The 18,034-nt window shown below is 57.6% G+C and carries 34 protein-coding genes and 1 tRNA gene; 6 read left to right on the top strand and 29 right to left on the bottom strand.

Features of this window, described 5'->3' with window-relative positions; genetic code table 11:
- Nucleotides 1-43: 43 nt before the first annotated feature.
- From HW450_RS06630 to HW450_RS06500, 27 genes are all read right to left on the bottom strand, one after another.
- Nucleotides 44-229, bottom strand: coding sequence for a hypothetical protein (locus tag HW450_RS06630; protein WP_182387180.1), 186 nt, complete (start codon nucleotides 227-229; stop codon nucleotides 44-46).
- A complete protein-coding gene (locus HW450_RS06625; RefSeq protein WP_182387178.1) occupies nucleotides 226-450 on the bottom strand; it encodes a hypothetical protein in 225 nt (74 codons plus the stop codon). Before HW450_RS06625 ends, HW450_RS06630 begins: the two co-directional genes overlap by 4 nt.
- The gene (locus HW450_RS06620; RefSeq protein WP_182387176.1) at nucleotides 441-755 is read right to left on the bottom strand and encodes a hypothetical protein; all 315 of its coding nucleotides are present in this window, start codon (nucleotides 753-755) and stop codon (nucleotides 441-443) included. Before HW450_RS06620 ends, HW450_RS06625 begins: the two co-directional genes overlap by 10 nt.
- A complete protein-coding gene (locus HW450_RS06615) occupies nucleotides 752-1,162 on the bottom strand; it encodes a RusA family crossover junction endodeoxyribonuclease (protein ID WP_232843349.1) in 411 nt (136 codons plus the stop codon). The genes HW450_RS06620 and HW450_RS06615 overlap by 4 nt, the downstream gene beginning before the upstream one ends.
- Complete coding sequence (locus HW450_RS06610) at nucleotides 1,159-1,659, bottom strand: hypothetical protein (RefSeq protein ID WP_182387174.1); 501 nt, start codon at nucleotides 1,657-1,659, stop codon at nucleotides 1,159-1,161. Before HW450_RS06610 ends, HW450_RS06615 begins: the two co-directional genes overlap by 4 nt.
- 234 nt (nucleotides 1,660-1,893) lie before the next feature.
- On the bottom strand, nucleotides 1,894-2,112 hold the full coding sequence (locus HW450_RS06605; RefSeq protein ID WP_182387173.1) for a hypothetical protein: 219 nt from the start codon (nucleotides 2,110-2,112) through the stop codon (nucleotides 1,894-1,896).
- A complete protein-coding gene (locus HW450_RS06600; RefSeq protein ID WP_182387172.1) occupies nucleotides 2,112-2,297 on the bottom strand; it encodes a hypothetical protein in 186 nt (61 codons plus the stop codon). The genes HW450_RS06605 and HW450_RS06600 overlap by 1 nt, the downstream gene beginning before the upstream one ends.
- Nucleotides 2,294-2,665 carry a hypothetical protein gene (locus tag HW450_RS06595; RefSeq protein ID WP_182387171.1) on the bottom strand — a complete coding sequence of 124 codons (372 nt, stop codon included), beginning with the start codon at nucleotides 2,663-2,665 and terminating at the stop codon, nucleotides 2,294-2,296. The genes HW450_RS06600 and HW450_RS06595 overlap by 4 nt, the downstream gene beginning before the upstream one ends.
- Nucleotides 2,662-3,033: a hypothetical protein gene (locus tag HW450_RS06590; RefSeq protein WP_182387170.1), complete on the bottom strand. Its 372-nt coding sequence runs from the start codon at nucleotides 3,031-3,033 to the stop codon at nucleotides 2,662-2,664. The genes HW450_RS06595 and HW450_RS06590 overlap by 4 nt, the downstream gene beginning before the upstream one ends.
- Nucleotides 3,030-3,338: a hypothetical protein gene (locus tag HW450_RS06585; RefSeq protein WP_182387169.1), complete on the bottom strand. Its 309-nt coding sequence runs from the start codon at nucleotides 3,336-3,338 to the stop codon at nucleotides 3,030-3,032. Before HW450_RS06585 ends, HW450_RS06590 begins: the two co-directional genes overlap by 4 nt.
- Entirely contained in the window at nucleotides 3,335-3,919 is a 585-nt protein-coding gene (locus HW450_RS06580; RefSeq protein ID WP_182387168.1) for a hypothetical protein, read from the bottom strand. The genes HW450_RS06585 and HW450_RS06580 overlap by 4 nt, the downstream gene beginning before the upstream one ends.
- On the bottom strand, nucleotides 3,916-4,443 hold the full coding sequence (locus HW450_RS06575; RefSeq protein ID WP_182387167.1) for a hypothetical protein: 528 nt from the start codon (nucleotides 4,441-4,443) through the stop codon (nucleotides 3,916-3,918). The genes HW450_RS06580 and HW450_RS06575 overlap by 4 nt, the downstream gene beginning before the upstream one ends.
- Nucleotides 4,430-4,885, bottom strand: a complete 456-nt coding sequence (locus HW450_RS06570; RefSeq protein ID WP_182387165.1) for a hypothetical protein — start codon at nucleotides 4,883-4,885, stop codon at nucleotides 4,430-4,432. The genes HW450_RS06575 and HW450_RS06570 overlap by 14 nt, the downstream gene beginning before the upstream one ends.
- Nucleotides 4,878-5,537: a polymer-forming cytoskeletal protein gene (locus HW450_RS06565; protein ID WP_182387164.1), complete on the bottom strand. Its 660-nt coding sequence runs from the start codon at nucleotides 5,535-5,537 to the stop codon at nucleotides 4,878-4,880. The genes HW450_RS06570 and HW450_RS06565 overlap by 8 nt, the downstream gene beginning before the upstream one ends.
- Before the next feature lie 111 nt (nucleotides 5,538-5,648).
- Nucleotides 5,649-5,789 carry a hypothetical protein gene (locus tag HW450_RS06560; protein WP_220463914.1) on the bottom strand — a complete coding sequence of 47 codons (141 nt, stop codon included), beginning with the start codon at nucleotides 5,787-5,789 and terminating at the stop codon, nucleotides 5,649-5,651.
- 98 nt (nucleotides 5,790-5,887) lie between these two features.
- Nucleotides 5,888-6,055 (bottom strand): hypothetical protein, encoded by a 168-nt coding sequence (locus HW450_RS06555; protein ID WP_182387160.1) that lies wholly within the window; start codon nucleotides 6,053-6,055, stop codon nucleotides 5,888-5,890.
- Between the two features lie 341 nt (nucleotides 6,056-6,396).
- Entirely contained in the window at nucleotides 6,397-7,131 is a 735-nt protein-coding gene (locus HW450_RS06550) for a methyltransferase (RefSeq protein WP_182387159.1), read from the bottom strand.
- A gap of 72 nt (nucleotides 7,132-7,203) precedes the next feature.
- The gene (locus HW450_RS06545) at nucleotides 7,204-7,410 is read right to left on the bottom strand and encodes a helix-turn-helix transcriptional regulator (RefSeq protein WP_220463913.1); all 207 of its coding nucleotides are present in this window, start codon (nucleotides 7,408-7,410) and stop codon (nucleotides 7,204-7,206) included.
- A complete protein-coding gene (locus HW450_RS06540; protein WP_182387158.1) occupies nucleotides 7,391-7,822 on the bottom strand; it encodes a single-stranded DNA-binding protein in 432 nt (143 codons plus the stop codon). Before HW450_RS06540 ends, HW450_RS06545 begins: the two co-directional genes overlap by 20 nt.
- A gap of 2 nt (nucleotides 7,823-7,824) precedes the next feature.
- Nucleotides 7,825-8,184, bottom strand: a complete 360-nt coding sequence (locus HW450_RS06535; protein WP_182387157.1) for a hypothetical protein — start codon at nucleotides 8,182-8,184, stop codon at nucleotides 7,825-7,827.
- Nucleotides 8,185-8,263: 79 nt separating this feature from the next.
- A complete protein-coding gene (locus HW450_RS06530; RefSeq protein ID WP_182387156.1) occupies nucleotides 8,264-8,641 on the bottom strand; it encodes a hypothetical protein in 378 nt (125 codons plus the stop codon).
- Nucleotides 8,642-8,822: 181 nt separating this feature from the next.
- Complete coding sequence (locus HW450_RS06525) at nucleotides 8,823-9,266, bottom strand: hypothetical protein (RefSeq protein ID WP_182387155.1); 444 nt, start codon at nucleotides 9,264-9,266, stop codon at nucleotides 8,823-8,825.
- Nucleotides 9,259-10,329: a hypothetical protein gene (locus tag HW450_RS06520; RefSeq protein WP_182387154.1), complete on the bottom strand. Its 1,071-nt coding sequence runs from the start codon at nucleotides 10,327-10,329 to the stop codon at nucleotides 9,259-9,261. Before HW450_RS06520 ends, HW450_RS06525 begins: the two co-directional genes overlap by 8 nt.
- A complete protein-coding gene (locus HW450_RS06515) occupies nucleotides 10,322-10,528 on the bottom strand; it encodes a hypothetical protein (RefSeq protein WP_182387153.1) in 207 nt (68 codons plus the stop codon). Before HW450_RS06515 ends, HW450_RS06520 begins: the two co-directional genes overlap by 8 nt.
- A 75-nt stretch (nucleotides 10,529-10,603) precedes the next feature.
- Nucleotides 10,604-11,428 carry a recombination protein RecT gene (gene recT / locus HW450_RS06510; protein WP_182387152.1) on the bottom strand — a complete coding sequence of 275 codons (825 nt, stop codon included), beginning with the start codon at nucleotides 11,426-11,428 and terminating at the stop codon, nucleotides 10,604-10,606.
- A complete protein-coding gene (locus HW450_RS06505) occupies nucleotides 11,428-12,453 on the bottom strand; it encodes a YqaJ viral recombinase family nuclease (RefSeq protein WP_182387151.1) in 1,026 nt (341 codons plus the stop codon). Before HW450_RS06505 ends, recT begins: the two co-directional genes overlap by 1 nt.
- A gap of 81 nt (nucleotides 12,454-12,534) precedes the next feature.
- The gene (locus tag HW450_RS06500; protein ID WP_182387150.1) at nucleotides 12,535-12,729 is read right to left on the bottom strand and encodes a helix-turn-helix domain-containing protein; all 195 of its coding nucleotides are present in this window, start codon (nucleotides 12,727-12,729) and stop codon (nucleotides 12,535-12,537) included.
- Nucleotides 12,730-12,959: 230 nt separating this feature from the next.
- Here HW450_RS06500 and HW450_RS06495 point away from each other — a divergent pair, with 230 nt between their 5' ends.
- Nucleotides 12,960-13,391: a helix-turn-helix domain-containing protein gene (locus HW450_RS06495; RefSeq protein WP_182387149.1), complete on the top strand. Its 432-nt coding sequence runs from the start codon at nucleotides 12,960-12,962 to the stop codon at nucleotides 13,389-13,391.
- 166 nt (nucleotides 13,392-13,557) lie between these two features.
- On the opposite strand, the gene HW450_RS06490 is transcribed toward HW450_RS06495, so the two are convergent.
- Nucleotides 13,558-14,790, bottom strand: a complete 1,233-nt coding sequence (locus tag HW450_RS06490) for a tyrosine-type recombinase/integrase (protein ID WP_182387148.1) — start codon at nucleotides 14,788-14,790, stop codon at nucleotides 13,558-13,560.
- Nucleotides 14,791-15,085: 295 nt separating this feature from the next.
- Here HW450_RS06490 and HW450_RS06485 point away from each other — a divergent pair, with 295 nt between their 5' ends.
- Entirely contained in the window at nucleotides 15,086-15,583 is a 498-nt protein-coding gene (locus tag HW450_RS06485; RefSeq protein WP_182387147.1) for a ferritin, read from the top strand.
- 93 nt (nucleotides 15,584-15,676) lie between these two features.
- On the opposite strand, the gene HW450_RS06480 is transcribed toward HW450_RS06485, so the two are convergent.
- Nucleotides 15,677-16,669, bottom strand: a complete 993-nt coding sequence (locus tag HW450_RS06480; protein WP_182387146.1) for a prephenate dehydrogenase — start codon at nucleotides 16,667-16,669, stop codon at nucleotides 15,677-15,679.
- Nucleotides 16,670-16,717: 48 nt separating this feature from the next.
- On the opposite strand from HW450_RS06480, the gene HW450_RS06475 reads away from it, so the two are divergent.
- The 4 genes from HW450_RS06475 (at nucleotide 16,718) to HW450_RS06460 (ending at nucleotide 17,980) form a co-directional block, all read left to right on the top strand.
- Complete coding sequence (locus tag HW450_RS06475) at nucleotides 16,718-17,176, top strand: tRNA adenosine deaminase-associated protein (RefSeq protein WP_182387145.1); 459 nt, start codon at nucleotides 16,718-16,720, stop codon at nucleotides 17,174-17,176.
- Nucleotides 17,176-17,658, top strand: a complete 483-nt coding sequence (gene tadA, locus HW450_RS06470; protein ID WP_232843348.1) for a tRNA adenosine(34) deaminase TadA — start codon at nucleotides 17,176-17,178, stop codon at nucleotides 17,656-17,658. Before HW450_RS06475 ends, tadA begins: the two co-directional genes overlap by 1 nt.
- 12 nt (nucleotides 17,659-17,670) lie before the next feature.
- Nucleotides 17,671-17,847, top strand: coding sequence for a CsbD family protein (locus HW450_RS06465; protein WP_182387144.1), 177 nt, complete (start codon nucleotides 17,671-17,673; stop codon nucleotides 17,845-17,847).
- Nucleotides 17,848-17,889: 42 nt separating this feature from the next.
- Nucleotides 17,890-17,980: transfer RNA gene (locus HW450_RS06460), tRNA-Ser, on the top strand.
- The last annotated feature ends 54 nt before the right edge of the window (nucleotides 17,981-18,034 follow it).

Here is an 18,034-nt window from a genome sequence, read left to right as displayed (position 1 = left end):
CACAACCTGAGCTGTGGTTCGTCATCGAAGTTCGGTGCGGTGGTCACTTTGCGTTCCCCCAATCGCAGGACAGGCCACCGTCTGCTCGCACGATGACGCATTCGACGTGTCGCCCGTCTTGAAGCTGGACGGTTCCCGAGGTGAGGCCTTCGGTTGGGTTGAGTGCCCCGCATGCGGTGAGTGTTGCCCCGGCGAATGCCAGTGCTGTAATTACAAGAATGCGTTTCATTGGTGTGCTCCTGGTTTCTTAAAGATGCTGTCCATTAGGTCGTGTAGTTCGTCGTGGTATTCCTGCCACGACTTCGACCGTTCGACCGGCTCACTGTTTTTGGTGACGGCGGTGCTGAGTTGTTCGGCAAGTTTCATGGCGTGCTCGTTGCTGAGCCGGTAAGTGTTGCCGCCTATTGTGAGGTGGATGGTGCCGTCTACGGGCTTCGCTGTTATGCGCATGGTTCCTCCAATGCGATAACAACAAGGCGGATTGCATCACTGCCGAACACGGGTGCTGCCTTTTCCAGGTACGCGTCGCGCCCGATCTTTTCTGCGGCACCCTTGATCTGCTGCATGACGGCAACAGTGCCGAGGTAGTTCCCACCTGGCGTTAGATAGCGGAAACCGAGGGCGTTGATGTCATCGGCAGGCGCTGTGAGGATCGCGTTCACGAATGATCGGTGCATGGTGGTCGCATCTGGGCCGGTGATTCCGTGCTTTGAGCACAATGCGCGCACTGTGTCGGGGAGTGGGTAGTTGTTCATTGTGGTGTCTCCGTGGTTATTTCGAGCCACATTCGTGGTTGTTGGCCTTTATGGTGGTGGTGGATGACTGGTTCTGGTTTCGCCATGTGCAGGTGGTCGTCGTCGGGAACCAACCCGTAGCCTGCTTGCTTGCCAGTACCAGCGGCGCTCAAAGCGTCGTACATGGGTTTCGCTGACGCTGTGAGGTTGTCGGTGTCACGACGCCTGTTGTCCTTCGGGAGGTAGTGGAGCTGCACCGCAACCTTTTCAAGGTTCTTCGGCAACCGCGCTGCCTTAGCCAGCAACAAAACAGTGTTGAAAATGTCCCTGTTCTTCGCTGCCTTAGCGAACACCGCACCCTTCGACGCGCCACGATCATTCATAGATAGTGGTGGCGCCGTGAATGGGAGTTCGAGCACGTATCTCACTTCGTTCTCCTATCCCAACCACGCTTGCGGGCTTCTTCGCGCCGCTTCCGTAGCCGTTCCTGGCTGCGTTGGAAGCGCTTCCTCCGCGCGTAGCACGCCTGACACTGACCGTGCGCCATGTGATTCACATACCCAGGTGGCGTGTCGGTGCCGTCACGTGGGCGTACGACCATGGGTTTCTTGCAGGTGACGCACTCACTGGGTGGGGCGAACCGTGGGCGTTTGTCCCGGTAGGCTGGCACTTCCATCCCCGCAATCTCAGCCAACGCCTCAGCTGTTTGCATGTCATCCGTGCACAGCACACCGGCCTGCACGACCCCGTTCGCCGGGTGGATCCACGACCCATCCAGCGACGACCCGGCAACCAGGGCGCGCCGGGCACACTCTCGCAGCATGAAGCAGCCCCGACACATCTCAATCGCGTCATCGATAGTTTCGGGGCTGGGATCAACATGCCATGACACTTTTTCGCATGGCGCACGCTGGGGTTTTGCCATATCATGCAGCATACCATGCTTCATATGACGCAGCGCGCAATGTTTTAATGCTTTACCGTCGCCAGGTGCCACATGCCACACTGGCAGTGGTATGGGTGCTGTTTAACAACTTGGTGTTCGAAGGTGAGTTTTAATTTAGCGACCCGGCGGGCACAGTTCTTTGCTTGCCGGGCGGTTAAAAATTTCCGTTTCTCCGGGTGCGGGCACAACCGTGGTTTATGCCTGCTCAGGGGGTTATTTTGGGCTGCCATATTGCGTCTGCCGGTTGATGATTTCCGCGAGTTCAACGGCTTCACTGGGTGAGTCGGCGAGCCGGATGGTCATTTTGTTTTCACGGATCATGGCGGCCCCGTATCGTTCGCGTCCGTGTTGGTCGGTGAAGATGATCGGGGTGTGGGCCTGGGTTGTGGATTGCGTTGCGGATTTTTCGGCGGCTTTTTCTAAGTTGTTCATTATTCCTCCATTGTGACGGTGGCCCGGCGTACGCGGTAGCCGTCCATGTCGCGGTAGTCGGCGGTTGGGTTGAAGAAAAGCACGTCTACCGGCACGAACATGTCGAAAACCTGGCTGTATTGTTCAACTACCCACGCGTCCCCCGCCCAGCCTTTAGGTCTTATGGTGCCGATGTTGTTTGTCATTTGTTGCCACTGTCCTTTGCGTGTGTGAGTAGGGCGAGGGCGAGGGCTTCGGCTTCTTCCTTTATCACTACGAGGTTTTGGGTGCTTTTTAGGCTTTGGATTTTGATCACGGTGCCGTATGCGTGGTGCTTGACCCGGAGGCTGAACCGGCCCGCGTGGCGTGGGTCAGCTGGGAGTGTGACGGTTCTGGTGCGGGACTCCTTATCAGCTTTTGCCATGGCTTGCTGCCAGGTGTCGAAGTGCCCGTGCGTCCACCAGACTTTGTATGAGGGGAGCGCCCCATCTTCCAGGCTCTTGACTACCCACCCGGGCATCAGCTCGCCGCTGTATGCGTTGCGGTCACGCTCAACTCTCCATGCGTAAGTCATTCTGTGCGCTCCTGTTCGTGTTTGGCGATGGCTGCGTTGATAAAGGCGCGTCCGAGGTCGGCCAATGTTTCCGCTGGCAGATCAGCTAACCCGATAGCGAAATGGTCGGTGTCGCTGTCTGGGTTGTGCTTGTAGATGAAAATATCGCCTGTGGTTAGTGCCGAGATCATGGACGTTTCACTGGCGCTGCTGGTGTTGACCGGCCAGCCTTCGCGGTCGTCGTCCATTGGCAGGTCGGTAATCCACCCGCACACCGACGCTGCGAGCATGAGACGGTCTACAGTGGTCGGCTCCCCTGAAACGAGGCTGGGTAGTTCCTGCGCCATATCGGGGATAAAATCTAGTACCGCTTCGGTATGAGTGGTCATTGGTTGTCTCCTATCGGCTGTGGTTTGCTGACCAGTCGGCGGACGATCCGGGTTTTACCTTTTGTGGTGTTTTGTGCTTTCAGGTTTGCCGCGTGTTCCACTACTGCGAGGTTTTTGTGCCATTGGGTGAATTGCACCCACCCGCCGGAAATATCCAGCCTCTGGGAGCTGTATTCCCATTCCAGGCCCGCGATGGTTTCTAGCATGGGGATTATTGCGTTGTACGTTTCGGCGTATACCTGGTCGTTGATGGCGGTGGCCTGCTTCAGGCGTTCCAGCAGGTCGGCTGCTTGTTCTGGTGTCATTGGGGGTTCTCCTTCTTGCCGTGCCCGGCGATGAGCGCCCGTAGCATGCGGTTTTCCTTCGTGAGGTCTTCGACCTGCTTTTCTGCTTTCAGCGCGGATTCGCGGTAATTCTCCTTGGCCCGGTACTTGCGCCTTGCCCGAAACTCCGCGTTCCGTAATTTGTTGGACAGATCGGGGTACACGCCTACCGCTGCGCACGCCGCCACGTGAGCGTAGTAATGCCACGAGTCGTTGAGGTCGCTTGATTCCCCGAACCGTTCTTTGAGCATTTTGGGGTTTGTGGCTTCCGCAGCGTCCCGCACCGCTGCCGTGTAGAACCGGGCGAGCGCTGCCGTTGATCCCGCGAGCACTGGCAGGTATGTGTTGGTGCTGATGTGTGATGAGTCCCTTAGGTCGCCGGTGAGGGCTTCGGCGGTGATGCTTGCTGCGTCTGCTAGTGCTGTGAGCAAGCCGCGGATTTCTTCATGTGAGTTCCCACGCCAGGTGTCGAGTGTGGCGAGATTGTCCATCGAATCTGCTGCATTGTAGAGTGCTTGGACGGCTGGGCTGATTTTTTTCAGTTCAGTGATGAAGTTGGTCATTGGTGTTCTCCTAAGGTTTCGTCGAGTTCGTCGGCGATGTCGGCGAACAGGTGTTGTTCGGTGGTCATGATGGTGGGGTTTTCGGACAGTTGCCGGGCCATATCCCGCGCATCGGCTACCCGCTCACGCATGCGGATCACCTCAGCCAACAAGGCGGGGGCGAGGGCTGCGAGCTGAAAATCAACGGGCCGGTTACAGTCTTGGTTTTCCCAGTAGCGGTTGATGTCGATCACGCGGGTGGCGAGGTCATCATCCTCATGGTCGCACGCGGTGATGAACCCCGCGCCGTCGCACCTCCACGGCCCTGGTGTGGCCTGCTGTTGCAGCTGCTTCAACTCTTCCAGCGGTGGGAGTGTCATCTGTTTGCCTTCCAATTCGGTAAAAATTTTATTGATTTCGATGTGTTCTTTACCTTCCAGTGTCCACACCGGGCCACGGCGGGCCACCACCCCCCAGCCGATGTAAAACGGGCGCCCGTCTTTAATCCACGCTTTACGGATAGCTTTGCTTTTACGCCACGCCATTGCCTTGCCCCCATCGGATGACGTACCACGGGCCGTATTTCGGCATTTCTGTGCTGGTGTTTAGGTTCCCTTCGTCGTCACAAAGCCAATAACCTGAGTCTTTCATTCGTAGGTGCATCATGGCGCTGGCATTGTCCACGATCGTGCCCTCAGGGGCGGCCTCAAACTCGGACACGGTGAAAAGCGTGGTGGGGTGGAACTTGAGTTCGGACACGTCCAGGGTGATTAGTTCCGGGTTACGGTCTTTCGCAAACACGGTGACAATGCTGTTATCCAGCACATCAAGCACGATCACGTTGCCCCATTTTTCGTGGGTGCATTTGGTGCCGACGGCGGGTGGTGGGGTGAGTGCTTTACGGGCCTCCTTCTTCGCCCATTCGCTGGGTTTCTCCCACAACAATTCCCGCAGGATTTCTTCGTCGATCAGGATTTGCTTAGACACTCTCAATCTCCCATTCTTTGATCCGGTTCTGTACCAGGACAAGAACTGACTCGTATTCGCTGGTGAGGAGCTGGTTTCGGGTTTCGTTGTCGCCCCAGTATTTTTCGCGTCTGCGGGCGACTTCTTCCATGAGGGTGTCGGCTGTGCCTGTCCAGCATCCGACTTTTAGGGTGTGCCCTGTGGTGGTTTTGCAGAGCGTGACGGTTTGGTTTTCTGCCCCGATTGGGGAGAGAGTCAGGACGTGCCTACTGCTGGTCACCTGCGCGTCACCGGTCACCCGCGCGTTGCCGGTCACCTGCGCGTCACCGGTCACCCGCGCGTTGCCGGTCACCCGCGCGTTGCCGGTCACCCGCGCGTTGCCGGACACCTGCGCGTCACCGGTCACCCGCGCGTTGCCGGTCACCCGCGCGTTGCCGGACACCTGCGCGTCACCGGTCACCCGCGCGTTGCCGGACACCCACGCGTCACCGGACACCCACGCGTCACCGGACACCCACGCGTCACCGGCGAGATTATCCTCCGACTCCACAAACCCCCCTAAATCACCGGCCTTCACACAATGCTGAGAGAGGTCGCGTGTAGCCCTAATCCGACGCAACATCCTTCCATGCGTCGTGATCGTCTCATCTGTCAGTTCAAAATGCTTGCTCATCGTTCGTCCTTCCTAAGCTCATAGGCGAGGTCTGAATCCGTGTCCGCGTCTTCTTCTTCCCAAAGTCGCGGTAAAAATTCCTGTCCATCTCTTCTGGTTCTTCCCAGGCCATTAGTCCATTCCTTTCAACTGGTTCAACTGGTTCTTTCGGACGTTTTGCCCGAACTTTGTGAGCGCCCAACCACCGGATTGGCCGGGCTTAATCAAATTCTTGGTGAGCATGAACGCGGCAATCGCATCATTAATGGGCATGTCTTGTTCCCACGTCTCGAGGGTGTTCTTCACACCACGCGGACACCGAAGCAAACAACCCGAGGGGGTGTTGGGCTTAGCTCCAAGGGATATTGCTTTCATCGTGGGTTCTCCTTGTGTCTTTTCCGCAGCAGCAGTGTGGTGCACAGATCCGTGCCTGCTACGTGGCTGTGATTGATGCGGTGCATGTACGGGGTGGGGCTGGACTCACCACACCAGGGGCAGATCAGCCCCGACGCAGCAAACAACGCAAGCTGGGTGGTCATGAGCTAGAACGCGGCGAGGGCGAGGATCAGAACGATCAGGGACCCGAACACAGCCCCGCCAGCAAAGTCGATCAGTGACTGGTGCAGGCTGGTTCTCTGTGGGGTGGTGGTGTTTTTACGCATGGTTTTCTCCTAGGTGTTGGGTTATTTCGGTGGTGTGGTGTGTGCGTTGATTTTTCCGATGCGCACCCCCGGGGGGCCGGCTCTATGCCTTGCGGTGACGGCCCGGTTCGGTGTCGAGCCACCAGTAGCGCATGAGTGCCATGAGTTGGAGGTCGGGGGCGGGTGTTGAGCATGGTTTTGAATGGGATTCGTTTACGGGCGGTCATTTGGGTGGTGTCCTAAAAATGTTCGGTGGTGCAGACCTCGACGATGGGGGAGACACCTTTCCACTGGTCGCGGAATTGGTTGGTGTCTAGGCCACAGCCGATGTCGATGTGGATGCCGGTTTCCCGGTGGAATTTCTTGTATTTCTGCTGCTCCCAGCGGTCGAAATACTGCTTGCCTGAGAAAGCGAACGGTGCTGAACCCTGGGGGATGATGTATGCGCCGGTGTCGGCTATAGTGCCTGCTAGATCGAGGATTTTGTACTCGAACTCAGCGCCCTTGTATCGGGGTGGCTTGTGGTCGGTTTTGATCTTCCCGAACGGGGGATTACTGATCGCCATGTCGAAGCGCCCGAGGTCTGGGAGGTCGAACACGTCAGAGTTGATCCAGGTTGCTTCGGGAACGATCTTCTTGCCGACGGCCACGTATTCGGGGTTCATTTCCACGCACACGATGTCCAGGGTGATGTTGCGGTGTTTGTGTAAGTCCAGCACCGCCAACGACAAGGCGCCGATGCCTGCACACAGGTCGATGATGCGAGCGTCGCGGTGGTAGCTGGCTTCCATGGCGAACTCGGATGCTAACCCCCATGGGGTGAAGAACGCGCCGTGAGTTGAGTTGACGTTGGTGGCTGATTCCTGCCAGTGCTCAAGGATGAACAGTTTGTCGTCGAACGTCAGCGTGTCCTTTTCTAACAGTTTTTCGGCCTGTTCGTGTAGTTTTGCTTCTTGTTTGGTGAGCTTCGCCATTGGCGGTTTGTCCTTGGTGGTTATTGGGTGGTGTGGTGGTGCGCGTTAAAGCAGTCGCGCCCCTGCAAGTGGTTAGTTGGCGCGGTTCTCAGCAACCCACGCGTAAAACTCACGGCGAGGGTAGATAATCTTCCGCTCACTGACCCGCACCCACGGCGGGCCGATTCCTGATCGACGCCACCGACACAACGTCATCCGGCTAAGTCCGAGAATGTCGGCGGCCTGCTGGGTGGTGAAGCGATCCTGTGTGGGCATAGTGTCAGAACGGTGGCTGATCATCGGTGGCATTCCCTCCAGCTGGTGGGGCACTGTTCCGCACATCCTGCTGTGGTTGCTGTTGCGCAGCTGGCTTCGTCAACGCAGCGGTGTGGAACGTCAGTTCCGGGGCGATCGTGTCAGCCACCATCGTGAACACTGTTTGTTCCCCCTGCTGCGAGGCCCACGTTTCCGGTTTCAGATGCCCGGTTGCTGCGACCCGCATACCCTTGGTGATGCTGTCCGCAAGGTTTTCGGCTTGCTTGCCGAACACTGTGGCGGACACCCACACGGTGGGGCCGTCATCCCAGTTACCGTTGCGATCTTTCACCCGCTCAGACCAGGCAATGCCCACGCGGGTGTAGGCCTTGCCGTTGTTGGTGAACTTAAGTTCCGGGTCTTTACCGACGGTTCCGACGATCGTGGTGTATGCCATTGTTATGCCACCTCCAGTGGTTCGATGTTATTTTGCTGAAAAAACATTTCAACGATGTTTTCCACAGTGTGGCGGGGAATACCCACTGAGAGCGGTGACCACTCCAAGATTTTGTGGTATTCGCCTTCACGCAGGTAGGTGATCATCGTGAAACATCTATCGATGGTTTTCCCGTCTGCACTGGATGCATACAACGTGTGTCGCAGCGTCCCGCCACCTGCTTCGCGGCTTTTATCCGCGGTCATGTAGTGCACGCCATCGTTTTTGTTGATGATGCATTTGTCGAGTGGAATGCGCTGCACGGTGGCGATGTCGTTGAACTGGTCTTGCAGTTCTTCGGTGAGGGTGTTCCAGGTGCCCATTGTGGGGGTTCTCCTTTGGTGGTTATTTCGGTGGTGTGGTGCGCGTGGTGGTGGATGCGCGCCCCCCCCAATGCTTTTGTTAGGCTGCTGCCTCCTGGTTGGCTAGTGGGGTGTCTACCAGTTCGTTGAAGCCGATGCTGATCATGATGTCGGCTGGTTCTCCGAGGAACTCTTCGAAGGTTCCGCATCCGAGTTCAGTCTCTTTGCTGTTGTGTGGCATGAATTCCCATTCGACTTGGATGTCTTTGTCGAACCAGTCGCCGGTGGAGATTTCGAGGGTGGCTCCGTAGCGAAGGTTTTCGGCGATAGTGTCCGCGAGGGCCGGGTTGATGAGGGTGGCTGCTTCGAGAACGAGGTCTTCGAGTTTGTTGAGGTCAACGCCGGAGCCGGTGGGGTTGGCGCCGGTGGTGTAGATGGCTTGTGCGAGGGCTGGGTGGTTGTTGCGGATGGTGTTCATGGTTTTCCTTTGGTGGTTGTTGGGTGGAGGTGGTGGCTCCGTCTGTGATTTCAATGTTACATCAAGCGCGCATGATGCGCAAGCTATGCGACATGGCGGGCAAAAAGTGCAGGTAGTGGAACTTTGTGATGGCCGTAAAGCCTACGGTTGATAGCGCACCATGCGCAACCCATGCGCGCACTCACCGCTTCGACTCCAAAATGGCCATGAACCCAGCAGGCGACAAATCACCCACAGGCTCCGACGTCGATGGTGTCGCAAGCGCTCCCCTGAACGTCCCTGCAGCAATCGCCGCATCCCGCGCATCACGCCTGGCTTCACGCCACTGGGTGAGCTGCTGCCTGCGAGCCGGCTCAGACTCCCACCGCGCCACAACCTGCTTGCAATGCTTCACGATCTGCCCCGCCGTCGGCACCTCCCCCTCGGTGTCATGCGCGAAAAAATCCACCACAGCCTCGTAATACGCCCCGGCAGGCACCGGATACCGGCTAAACACCGTCGCCCACGCGTTCGCCATGTTCGGATTGTTCTCAGGGCTAGGGAAACGCGGGTTGATGTCCTTGCACATCACCAGCACCTTCGCCGCGACCTCCCGGTAGTGTTCAATCAACGCTTGGTTAAACATCGATCACACCACCCTGCTGTGTTGGCTGCTGTGGGTGGCCAAGCCACGCCTCGACTGTGTTGCGTGCGCGCGCCGGGCGATGCACCTGTGCAACAGGCGTCGCACGGTCGAGCCAGTTGTACCACGCCCGCGTCCAATCACGCTTCCTCGCATTCTGACCCGATGCCGCGAGCCAATAATTCTTGAACCGCTCCGTCTCACGCCCAATGTCCACCCCAGGATGCTTAGCCGCCATCTTCGCCCACGCCTCCGGTGACGGCTCCCAATCCTCCGGCAAATACGTGCCCCGTGGTTGCTTCGGCGGCTCAGGCTCAGGGGTCGATTCGTTGCTGTCGGCAACCGCCGGATCGTCTTGGGTTGGGGTCGAACTTGTTTCGACCAAATCAATAGGTGCAGGTGTATAGGTGTTAGGTGTAGGTGCAGGTGTAGGGCACCCCTTTTCAGACCCCTTAACAGACCCCTTCGATAAAGGGGTGCCTAAAGGGTTTTCAGACCCCTCACTAGACCCCTTTCCCGATGGGTTCCCCAAAGGGTTAACTGACCCCTTAACCGACCCCTTTTCAGACCCCTTAACAGACCCATCACCCAACGGGTAAACCGACGGGTCAACAGACACCTGATTCAACAAATTCTGAGCAGACTTCGACTTCCAGCCCGGCAACGACGGATCATCAACACGAAGCCTTTTAAGCTCAAAAACAACAACACCACGAAGCTCATTCGACCCCACCTCAGCAAGCTTCTTAGCCATCGCAGTAGCCATATTCGGCTGCTTCATCAACGGATCATTCCGCACGAACGACCGGATCAAAAACTCTTCCGTCTCTTCATCAATGAGAATGAAAAGCCCATGGATAAGCTCACCTGCGGCCTCTTCCACATCATCAACCGTCCAGTCCGAGCACAACTTAGCTAGGCGCTTAGGCCTCCAATCACCCACCCCAGCGTGGTTCAGGGAGGGGAGGGACAGCAGGACGAAGAAAAGGCGCTGAGCGTTACCGGACAGGGCGCGGAAACCGCTGTTGTTCCAGATCTCCAGCTGGATCTGAGCGTAGTTACGCATACCGGCTCCCTAGGTCCCATGCTTCGTAGAATTCTTGCCACATGCTCTGAACGTGTGGTTCGTCGCTGTTGACAATGACGTAATTACAAAAGAACTCCGTAACTGGCTCGTAGGCACCGCCATCTGCGTACTTGTCGAGCATTTCTGTCAAGACTTGCAGTGCTTGGCGTCGGATTAGCTTCTGGTCTGTGGTGGTCATTCTTGTGTTCCTATGAAAAGTGGGGGAGACACTTGAGCATCTCCCCCAGGGTTGTTTTGCGGGCGTGGCGCGGGGTTAGGCCGCTGGTTCCTCGATCACTTCGCCGTCGATAGCTGGGGCTTCCTCTGCAGGCTCTGCAGAATCGACATGCACCGGATAGTCGATAGCGACCTGGCTCACGTCTTCACGCACGGCTCCGTCCTGCTCGATAGCACGCGCAAGATCAGTGGACTTCGGCATCCACTTAGCAAGCTGACGCACACAGGTCTTGTGAGCCATAGATTCGAAGTGATCCACCCATGGGCCGAACTTGCCCATCTTCACGTTCTTACGCTTGTATTCCAACATTTCGAAGTGGCTCATGACGTAGAACGCGTGCCCGCCGGTGTTGAACTTCGCCACCGCGTAGTAGGCGATTGGATCGCCCTTTTCCCCATCCATGCACGGGCGGTGAACCAGGCTGTCGTTCAGGCCATAATCAACTTCAAAATCATCGTTGGCATAGACGGTGCGGGCGATCAGCGACTTGATCTGACCGGAACGGTGCGCAAGCTCCACCAATCCCTGGTATCCGATGACCAACTGTGCTTCATCGACACCACGGTTCTTGAACGGGATCAGCCACGCGTGGCCAAGCACGCCTGGGCGAAGCCCAAGTTGGGAGCAGGTCATGAGTCCACCAAGGACGGACTGAGGCGTGCAGCGTGCGAGCTGTGGAGTCTGGCGCAAGCAAGTGAGGGCGTCGCGCACCAATTGCTGCGCTTCCATGCCCTTAGGCATCGCCAACTGGAATTGTGCCTCCATGGACTTGATCTGGTCTGCCAGGGTGGCTGGGCGTCGTTGTTCCGGTGCTTGCTGCTGGATCTGCTGGGACATGCGCTGTTCGAGGTTTGCGGACATTAGTGGGTCTCCTTGAGTTTCTGTGGGGTGATCTTGATGGTTTGGAATTGGCGGTAGGCCTCTGGCTGTTCGGCTTTGAATGCGTCCAGGTCAAAGGTTGGGAGTCGGCGGGTGTACCGTTCGACCAATTCAGGATGTTCTGCTGCGAGATTCGTCATGTTGAGTTGGCCGCGTGTGGTTTTCGCCCACACGGTTTCGCCGGTTGCGATGGCTTCGTGGCCGTCAAACATCGCTGCGAGTTTGTTGCGGGCGGTGTTCTTGTCGGCTTTTGCTGCCTTTTCGCGTTCGTGTGCTGACCAGTAGGTCTCCACTAGGGCGCGTGCTTCCTTACCGCCCACCTCGTTCCAGCCCTTGCCGTTCGTGAGTTCACGGGTAAGCGCCTGGTATGTACGGTCGTGCCCGTCAATAGGCGGGGGAGTGTCCGACGTGACGCACTCCCAAAAGCGCGCTTCCTGCTCGATGATCATGTCCACCACGTTCCGGTTGATGGTGATCTCGAAGATGGACAGCTCGTTGCCTGAAATTAGGCCTGCGACAATCGCGCGCTCCACGCCGTCGATGACTGCTGCGCTGTGGTGGACTTGGATCTCGGCGTGGTCTGGGATCTGTCCGACCCATTCTTTGCGCATGAAGAAGCTAGTGTTCTTGAATTCGCAGATCCGCCCATCGGTTGACCAGCCGTCGAGGTTGCAGCGCTGCCATGCGCGTTCGTGGTGTTGGAAAGCTGTGTCTGGCTTGATGATGCTGACGCCTAGGCGAGTGCTGGTTTCCTCACGGATCACCGGTTCGAGCAGGTGACCCCAACGCAACAGTTCTTCCTGTCGCTGGTCGCGTGGTGGGTTGAGTGGTGCGCGTCCGGTCTTGATCTCCCACAGGCTGTATGGGGATTCGAAGTTGGACATGCCCATGATGACGCTGGCATCCGAGGATCCGATGCCGGATTGGCGCTGCTGCTGCCATTCGATGCTCCCATCGGGGAATGGTTCGAGCGGAACAGCCTTAATTGGTGGTGTGATAACATCCATAGTGGTTCCCCTTCGTGGTTGTTGGGTGGGCCTTTGCCCTGTGTGCGTTTGAGATTTGTGGTGAATCGAGTGCACAGGGCTTTATGCTGCCGGGAGGCTGTTCGCAAAGTCCTCTAGTTCTTGGTGTAGGAAGCGGATGCCGCGCCCACCGAATTTGACGGCGCAAATCAATCCAGCCCGTCTGAATTCGTCCAACTGGCTTGTGGATATCGACAGCACTTCCGCTGCTTGTTCGCGCGTGTACATGATGCGCGGTTTGGTCATCGGTTGCGTCACAGAGCTACCTCCTTTACTTAGTGCCATTTAGTGCCACTGGGTGCCATGTTGTCTTTTGTGGCACAAATGAATATTAACACGAGACCGCCACCCATGCAACAGTTCATGCAGCAAACACGTGAAAGAAAGTGGTGCATGGAATGTAATTACAACAATGCAGTTAAATGAAGCACCTAACAAAACCCATTCCTGCTGGTCAGTGACAATATTCGTTCGTTACACTCAGGTCTATGGACAATGAAGCGCAATTGAAGCAACAAATGCGACGTGCCGGCGCACTTATCCGGGACGCACGCAAGGCAACCCGCATGAGCCAGCAGCAGCTTGCTGACATTGTTGGCGTCTCCCGCTCTTGGATCGGTCGCGTTGAGGCTGGTGTCATTGTTGAGGGTGGGGTGAGCCGACCGGTTGTTATTGCCCCCGATGCGCTTTCGAAAATTGCTTTGTCTGCTGGTGCTGACGTGGGCGAAGTCTTGAATGAGGCATTCCGTGATTCGAACATAGTTGCGAAATATGTGCGCCCAACTAAGCTAGACGTATCCGACTTGTCCGCCCAAGAAGTTAGACTCGTCGTGAACCTCATTCAATCCATTCGTGAGCAATTCCATGAACAGGACACGTCTAATGCTCCAACAGTTAGAAAGCCTAATATCGACAGTTGACCTCGTCATTTACCCGCAAACAGGCGCGTTCGAACGCGGCCCACACGCAAAAAACTCCACACTCGACCAACTCAAAAAAGAATGGTTCGAATGGCCGGAACAACGCCCCGAAACCACCCGAACCATCATGACAGTGTTCGAACAAAAAGACGGCACTATTCGAACATCACTTCTCCAACTCACGCCCTAAACGATCCATCTGCAACCGCATCGCATCAATCGACGCATGCGCATAGATCCGGGTCGTAGCCACGCTCGAGTGTCCAACAAACGGTGACAGCAAATCCAACGGAGCACCATCATCCAGCATCAAGGACACCATCGTGTGACGGCCAGCATGCAGCTTCTTAGGACTGACGCCCACATCCTTGAGTAACTGCTTCCACGCTCTCGAATCTGCCCCAGCTCGGATCGGCTTGCCCCGCTCATTCACCCACAGCAGACCCCACTCATTCGGCACATATTGCTCCCTCATGTGCCACTCAAGCGCATTCCACAGCACGCGGGGCAATGGCATCACGCGCTTGCCAGCCTCAGACTTCGGGAATGTGAACGCCAGCACCCCATCCACCGGCTCAAAGTGAATGTGCGAGTCCACATCGAACACCATGTGCGGGCAATTCCCAGCCTTAACGCGGCCACACGGCCACTTGCCGTCCACTTGTGTTCCGCACCCGTGCTTCACGGTCATTTCCTTGAGCTGCTTATCCACAGTGACCAGGCCATTCGATAGGTCGACCACATCACGGGTGAACGCCAGCGTCTCATTCTGGCGCGTGCCCAGCAGCAGGGCGCAAGCCCAGCGAGCAGCCATTGCAGGCTCACGCTCGGACAAGAACCGGATAATCGCGCGCGCTTCAGCAAGTGAGAATGGATCCACTGCTTTCTGCTCGATCTTCGGAGTGTCCATCATGTCGCACGGATTCTTGCCCATCTTGCCGTCACGCCCCGCCGCCTTGAGCATTGCGGACAACTGCTTGTGCGCTGCGTTAATCGAACGTGAAGATAGGCCCTTATCTTCCATAGCTCGGTGCATGGCGCGAATATGGTCAGGCGTGATCTTGTCCAGCTTCATCTTCCCGAACGCTGGCACTAAATGACATCGGACGCATGACCGGTAGGAGCGCATCGTCTTCACGTCCACCTTCTTCACGGCAATTTCATCCAGCCATTTGCCTGCCCACTTCTCGAATGCCATGGACTTGCCGGGGATCTCGGTGCCATCGTTGATCTTCTTGATCTTGTCCCGACGCTTTCTGACTGCCTCGTTCTTGTCCTTCGACGTGACGCGAGGCCTAACTGCTTTGCCTGTTACTGGGTCGTACCCGCACCAGATTTCGGCTATCCACAGGCCGCGTTTTTCGTCGCGCCAAAGTGACCCTGCTGTTGCTATCGCCATCGTTTGCCCCTTCCTTAGTGTCGCACTGCATGGGTTGCTAGGTGTCGCACAAAGTGGTGCAAACGGTATGGGTCTTGGTGGCACCCAGTGGAATCCATGCAACAACATTCACGTTGAATTGCTGCATGAAGTGTAGCATGATTCGCACCAATGTCTGACTACGGATCAGAAGGTTGGGGGTTCGAATCCCTCCGGGCGCACAGCATAAGAAACCCCCGGTCGCAAGGTCGGGGGTTTTGCCATTGGCACACCAGGTGCCTGCTAGCTGGAGCCGTTTTCAAGTATGCTGTGCAGCATGAAGATTAATGAAAAACTAGCAGCAGCGCTGAATGACCAAGTAACCGCCGAGCTCGAGGCATCCCTGGTGTACTTGCAGCTGTCCTACATTGTTGACAGTTTGGGCCTTTCCGGCATCCGGGATTGGCTCCGCGCCCAGGCCGCCGAGGAAAACCTGCACGCGCAACAGTTCGCTGACCACCTGGCAGCGCGCGATGTGGTGCCTCAGGTGCAGTCCATCCCAGCGCCTCAGATCGCGGCAACCACCGTTGTGGAGGTTTTCGAAGCGGCGTTGGCACACGAGGAGAAGATCTCTGCGAAGATCCACCACCTGGCGGAGCTTGGTTTTGAAACTAAGGATTACGACTCCCGCCCACTGATCGATTCCTTCCTCGCCGAACAGGTTGATGAGGTCGCGATGGTGAAGGAGATCCTGGATCGCCTGCGCATCGTAGGTGAGGATGGCTCCGGTCTCCTGCGCATCGACGCGGAAATGAAGGCAGCGCGCAGCGCCTAGTAATAAAAGTAATAAACCCGCAAATCGAGCGTACGGATGGGATGATTTAGGCCGAAAACGTCCCATCCGTACGCTAAATCCGGGGCCATTTATCTAGAACACATCAATCCGGGCCCCAAGATTCTCGGCTTGTTCGAGCTGGCTGACCCAGCCTGGCGCGCCGGGGTGGAGGCGGAGGATGGGGCGGCCGGAGATGCCGGAGCTGCCGGCGGCGCGTGCTTCGTAGCGGATGCGGGAGCGGTAGCCGGTGTCGATGAGGAGGCTGAGATCGTTTTCGGGTGACGCGAGGTGGGCACGGGCGTCGGAAAGCAGCTCGAGCGCTTCATCGAGAGCGATGAGGAGGGCGTCGCGGTTGGTTTCGCACATGGCTTGCACGAGTGAGGGGTGGGTGCCGGCAACGCGGGTGGAGTCGCGGAACGAGCCTGCTGCGAGCGATAGTGCTAGTGCGCCGCCGTTGTCGCCGGTGATGGCGAGGGCCTCGGCGAAGATGTGCGGGAGGTGCGAGATCCGGGCGACGGCTTGGTCGTGCGCGGATACTCGGGACGGAATGACCTCCGCGCCGACGAGGGTGGCGAGGTGCACGACGTCGATCCAGAGGGAGATCCAGGTGTCGGTGGGATCGTCGTAGGCGTGGTCGAAGGTGACCACCCAGGCTGCGCCTTTGAAAAGTCCAGTCATGGAAGCGGGCCAGCCGGAGTCCGCGGTGCCGGCCATAGGGTGTCCTCCGACGTAGCGGTCTGCCATCCCGCGGTCGCAGACGAGGGAGTACACCTCTGCTTTGACGGATACGACGTCCGTGAAACCGCAGTTCGGTGCGTGGGTGGCAATGGCGTCGAGAAGCGAGGCTATTGCTGGCATGGGGGTGGCGAGCACGATGAGCGCGTCGGTGGTGGCGGCGCGCTCGAGGACGGCGACGAGGTCGGTGGTGACGTCGAAGCCTTCTTCCTGCGCTGCGGTGGCGCCGGAAGGGGAACGGTTGAAGCCGAAGACCTCGACGTCGAGGGCGGAAAGATCGCGCAGGAGCGAGCCACCGATGAGGCCAAGGCCGAGGATGCACACTGGTCGAGAAATCTTCGAAATAGTCACCCTCCAAGTGTGGCACAAAATGCAAAAGTGCGACTACGGTTACAAGCTATGAGCACGAATGAAGAGCCAAGCTTCGCGGTCACCGTGACCCAGGCTGCTGGCGTGTGGAAAGTCGCCGAATACGATGACGATTTTCGCGATGTGAGCGACGCCGTGACCGCGGTGCGTCGCCTCCGGGCCGAGGGGCCAGCCTTCGCCATGCTGTGCGTGGAGGACGACTACTTCATCATCGTGCGCCCCACCCCGGGTGGCGTGAAGCTCCTCATCTCCGATGCCACAGCAGCGCTGGATGACGACTTTGCCGCCTCCGCCCTCGACCTGATTAATGCAGATCCGGAAGACGGCGAGCCGTACGCCGAAGGGGACTTCGACCTGCTCGCGGACCTGGGCTTAAGCGAACAGATCGTGTCAGTCATCATTGATGACACCGAGGCCTGGGCCTCTGAGCAGCTGCAACAGATCGCCGACGAGATGGGTTTCGGCGACGAGCTCGCAGAGCTGTATTAATGCTGCCTGAGTTTGAAAACATGATGCGCCGCGCCCTCGAGGTCGCCGCCACCACCCCGGAGGCTGACGTGCCCGTCGGTGCAGTGCTTTACGACGCCCACGGCCGCGAACTCGCCACCGGCACGAATCGCAGGGAAACCGACCTGGATCCGACTGCCCACGCGGAAATCCTCGCCATTAGAGAGGCAGTACGGGTGCATGGCGATGGGTGGCGCCTGACTGACTGCACCTTGGTTGTGACCCTAGAGCCGTGCACCATGTGCGCCGGGGCATTGTTGGGCGCGCGGGTTGGCCGGCTGATTTTCGGGGCGTGGGAACCGAAAACCGGCGCGTGTGGTTCCTTCGTAGATGTGCTGCGCGCTCCCGGTAACCTGCATCCGATGCAGGTGCGGGGCGGGGTTCTGGAAGAAGAGTGCGCTGCTTTACTCAGTGAATTTTTTCAGAAGCATAGGTACACTCGGGATCCCGTAGTCGAAAGTTAAGGAGTTAAGAACATGGGTGACATTAAGAACAAGGTGGAAGAGGTCGTCGGCAAGGTAAAGGAAGCTGCCGGTAAGGCCACCGAGAACGAGCAGCTTACGGACGAAGGTCGCGCTGATCAGACAAAGGCACAGGCCAAGGACGCCGTAGACGACGCCAAAAACAAGGTCCTCGGTTCTCTGCAGGACTAGGCGATTTGGTTTCTGCGTTCACCGGAAGCTAATCTTGTTCGCGGTGGCGTGTCCGAGCGGCCGAAGGTGAACGCCTCGAAAGCGTTTGTTGGGTAACCCCCAACCGCGGGTTCAAATCCCGCCGCCACCGCCATTTTCAAAAAACGCCCTGGAGTTTTTCCAGGGCGTTTTTACATATAGAGTCGAG

Source organism: Corynebacterium hindlerae (assembly GCF_014117265.1).
Taxonomy (GTDB): Bacteria; Actinomycetota; Actinomycetes; order Mycobacteriales; family Mycobacteriaceae; genus Corynebacterium; species Corynebacterium hindlerae.
The sequence above is the reverse complement of the archived record's forward strand: the minus strand, read 5'-3'. Positions and strand labels throughout refer to the sequence as shown.